This window comes from Arthrobacter sp. Hiyo1, assembly GCF_001263615.2.
In the GTDB taxonomy this organism is placed as follows: domain Bacteria; phylum Actinomycetota; class Actinomycetes; order Actinomycetales; family Micrococcaceae; genus Arthrobacter.
The window spans coordinates 202,841-206,537 of sequence record NZ_DF952471.1; the positions used below are offsets into that span (position 1 = coordinate 202,841).

General features: G+C 63.0%; 4 protein-coding genes. 2 read left to right on the top strand and 2 right to left on the bottom strand.

All coding sequences use genetic code 11. The features are described from left to right. Together AHiyo1_RS12490 and AHiyo1_RS12495 are read right to left on the bottom strand one after the other, a co-directional pair. Positions 1-735, bottom strand: a 735-nt coding sequence (locus AHiyo1_RS12490; protein ID WP_059388781.1) for a GAF and ANTAR domain-containing protein, incomplete at its 3' end; no start/stop codon positions are given. 93 nt (positions 736-828) lie between these two features. Beyond that, positions 829-1,878, bottom strand: a complete 1,050-nt coding sequence (locus AHiyo1_RS12495; protein WP_253257332.1) for an FUSC family protein — start codon at positions 1,876-1,878, stop codon at positions 829-831. A 306-nt stretch (positions 1,879-2,184) separates the two neighbouring features. On the opposite strand from AHiyo1_RS12495, the gene mscL reads away from it, so the two are divergent. Both mscL and AHiyo1_RS12505 read left to right on the top strand, forming a co-directional pair. Continuing rightward, positions 2,185-2,616, top strand: coding sequence for a large conductance mechanosensitive channel protein MscL (mscL, locus tag AHiyo1_RS12500; protein ID WP_059388782.1), 432 nt, complete (start codon positions 2,185-2,187; stop codon positions 2,614-2,616). A 121-nt stretch (positions 2,617-2,737) separates the two neighbouring features. Beyond that, on the top strand, positions 2,738-3,601 hold the full coding sequence (locus tag AHiyo1_RS12505) for an amino acid-binding protein (protein WP_059388783.1): 864 nt from the start codon (positions 2,738-2,740) through the stop codon (positions 3,599-3,601). The last annotated feature ends 96 nt before the right edge of the window (positions 3,602-3,697 follow it).

The window sequence follows — 3,697 nt, forward strand, 5'->3', positions numbered from 1 at the left end:
CTCTTCGAAGTGGGTCAGGGTGCCCGCTGCGTCAACGGAGTCCACCAAGGACGTGGCGATATCGCGCAATTTCACGTTGCGATTGCTCGAGGCCTCCGTGAGGATCCGGACAGCGTCCTCCTGGCTGCAGCGGCTTTGTGCCATGACAATTCCAACGGCGATATCGATCACTGTGCGGGACTCCATGGCCGCCCGGAGATTCTTTGCGCTGTCTGCATGGAGGGCGAACCTGATAGCGAGACGCAAGGCCTGCGACACCTCACGGGTATATCCGCGGGCCCGATCAGCAGCCCGTTCGTCGAACTTGTACGGGGCCTCGGAGTACAGGTTGAGCGCTGCTTTGGCCTCTCCCTCCAGATTGAAGGGCAACGACAACACCGACCTCAGTCCGTGCGACGCAACGGCACTCGCATAGTCGGGTCCCCAGCGGTTCTCTTCAAGAAGATCCGGGACGTGGACTTCCCTTTCCTCTTCGGCAGCCGTCAAACATGGCCCCTGGGCCAAGGAATACTGGATCTCGTCCACTTCGCGGGCCGCATCACTGCTCCAACCAATCGTGAGTGCCTTCCGCTCGCGCAGCAGCGTGATCCCACAGAGCGCGTCATCGCCGTCGCCCGCCATCTGGTGGGCAGAAAACCGCGCCAGCTCGTTGAGGAATTCCTCGAAGTCGGCACTCTCCAGGATCAGGTTCTGGATTCGGTCGATGGTGGTCAAAGTGTTATCTGCAGGAAGCATGGCGCGTTCTCCCGGTGAATATGCTGATTGGGGCATGTGGAAACAATAAGTCCCTTTACATAAGGTCCCACACGGTCGCCAATTGGGAAACGCCTAGCCGGAAGTGAGTTCCCTGACCCGGGACCATGCCGCAGGCGCCAATACCACCGCGACGCCGACGGCGGCCCCGATCACGGTCTCCACAATGCGGTCCCGCAGCAGGAGCGCGGGCGGAACGTTGGCAACCAGCAAAGTGGAAATGAGCGCGAGCGGTGTGACGAATATCTGCGCCACGAGATATTGGCGCGTAATGAAGAGCTCTGCTCCGAACTGGCATGCGGCAATCACCAACACCATCTGCCATGGCGCCGGGCCGAGCCAGAGGATTCCGGCCAACACCAGCAAACCGAGCAATGTCCCCACGATCCTCTGGATTCCCCGTTGCACCCGATGCCGGGTACTGCGCCCAACCAGGGGAACTACTGCCGCCACCATGGCCCAATAGCCGTGTCCGAATCCGAGCCACTGCCCAACCAAAGTAGCAAGCGTTCCGGCTAGCCCGGCAGCCACGAAGTAGCCCAGGCCTTCCAGCCAAGCTGCCCGGATTTCCTGGGGCAGCAACCGGTCCGCAGCCGGTCGCTTCCATGGTGTCCGGTGGCTCGGGACTACCCGCGCCGACATTCCGATCAGCAACGCCAACACGGCAGTCAAAACCGCCGCCAACATCCCTTCCCAGAGCGGGGGCTGCTGGGGAACGGAGGCGATCGCCGCGAAAGCGAAAATATGGAAGAGCGAACCTGCCGGGCGAAGCCTCCACAGCGCGGTCACCACGGAGCAAAATGCGGCAACCAATGTGGTGCCTAGCGTGAGGATCCACAGGTACGCGTCCGAGCCCTGGCCAACCCGGGCGGTCAGGGTGGCAAGCAGGATGATGCCGAGGAGCAACGAACCGGCACGGAGCTGGCTTCGAAAACGGTGGCTGTGGGGCTCGTTACGGCCGTAGATATTCGTGAACGCCGCAAAGCTGGCGAAGACCACAAGGTCCAGCCGTCCGAACAACACGAGGGTGATCAACGGCAGGAAGACGCCCACCGCGCAGCGCACAGCCGGGTGATGGTCCTTGTTGCCGGGACCGATCCTGAACATCTCTGCCAGGGCGTTCAATGGCTTGCCTGCCTCTTTGCTTCTCTTGAGCGCCGAACTGCTCAACTAATCCCCACCGCCACCCTCGCCTCGCAAGCTCGGCCAGGGAACCCTGGCGGCGTGGGCCCACGACGGCGGCACTGGCATCCGCTACGAGCTTACGCCGGGAGGCTCCAGGCAGCCGGACTGCCTTCCGTTGAATGGTGGGTCGTGAAGCGAAGTAAGACGGCGGCACGTCTTCGATTGATAGTCTCATGTCGGTTGTTACCAGCCGGGCCGGGGCTATTCCGGCCACATCACCTGAACCCATTCACCGGAGGTCAATCCATGCTCAAAGGTTTCAAGGACTTCGTTCTTCGCGGCAACATCATCGAGTTGTCCATCGCCGTCGTCATCGGCACCGCGTTCACAGCCCTGGTCGCAGCGTTCACCACCAATATCATCAACCCGGTCATCGCCGCCGCCGGCGGAGTCAACGCCCAGGGGCTCGGCTTCGCGATTTGGCCCGACAACGCGAAGACCTTCGTCAACTTCGGCGCCGTCATCACCGCGTTCGTAACTTTCCTGATCACGGCCGCCGTGGTGTACTTCATTTTCGTTGCGCCCATGAACAAGATCAACGAACTGACCAAGCGCCGCGCCTCCATCGAAGAGCCCGAGGACGAGCCACTGCCGGCTGATACCGCCCTGCTTGTTGAAATCCGCGACCTCCTGACCGAGCTCGCCGCTGCCAACAAGAGCAACGAGAACGCCCGCTAGGTTTCGTGAATCACGGCCAGTTCGGCGCGTCCGGTCGGCGCCGAACTGGCCCCATGAATACCGCCCCAGATCGTGACGCAGGCGCAATCCGCCTGAAACAGGGTTCGGGCACGATAGTGCCATGAAGCCGAAGAAGAGGTCTTCCGTTACCGCTGAGCTCTCCTGCGAAGTGTGCGGGCAGATGCCCGAGGCTCCGAAGGCAAGGGTCACCGTGGCCCAAATCGCGGTGATGCTTCCCATCGAACTTCTTGTCCACGCCATTGTGGTTGAAACGCAACTCCCTTACCTGGCCAAGGTGCTCCTCCTGACCGTGACCGCAACGGTCCTGGTGATTTGGGTTGCCGAGCCCTCCGCGGCCAGGATCCTGCGGCGCTGGATCCACGCACCTGCCCTCCGCCACCGCAGGAAGCTCCATTCGGCCCCGGCGCTTTGGCGGGCGAGGACTGTGCTCCGCGACCAGCCAGGCTCCCTCCAACGCATGACCCACTCGCTCGCCCGGACGAACATCAACATCCTCAGCATCCATGTCCACCCCATGGATGGAGCCGTCATGGACGAATTCGTGGTGTCTGCCCCGGGCCACCTCGGCGAGCATGAGCTACTGACAGCGCTCGACGACGGCGGTGGCCGGGATTCGCACGTGTGGCCTACCACTGCACTCGCCATGGCGGACGGCCAGACAAAGGCCCTGAGCCTGGCTGCCCGGATCGCCGACAACCCGGACGAATTACCGCTGGCGGTAGCAGAACTGCTGTCGGCGAAAATCGTCACCCCTGAACCCGAAGGGCCGGCCGCCGAGGCAGGCGCCGCCGTCGGGCCCTCCACAACCCTCCTCAAGATTCCGACCGCATGGCACGGGCCGCTCCTGTTCTCCCGACCGGACGAACCGTTCACGCCGGCGGAATCGGCACGCGCACATCGGCTTGCCGAGCTGGCGGAAATCCTGGCGCACACCCGGAGCGCCGACGCCAAAGACCGGGACTAGGCCGGCCGACAACTGGAAGGTGGTGGCGGGATGAGCGCCATGGACATGAGGGAGATGGATTCCGCAGGGGTGTCCGTTCCCGGCCAGCCCAGCGCC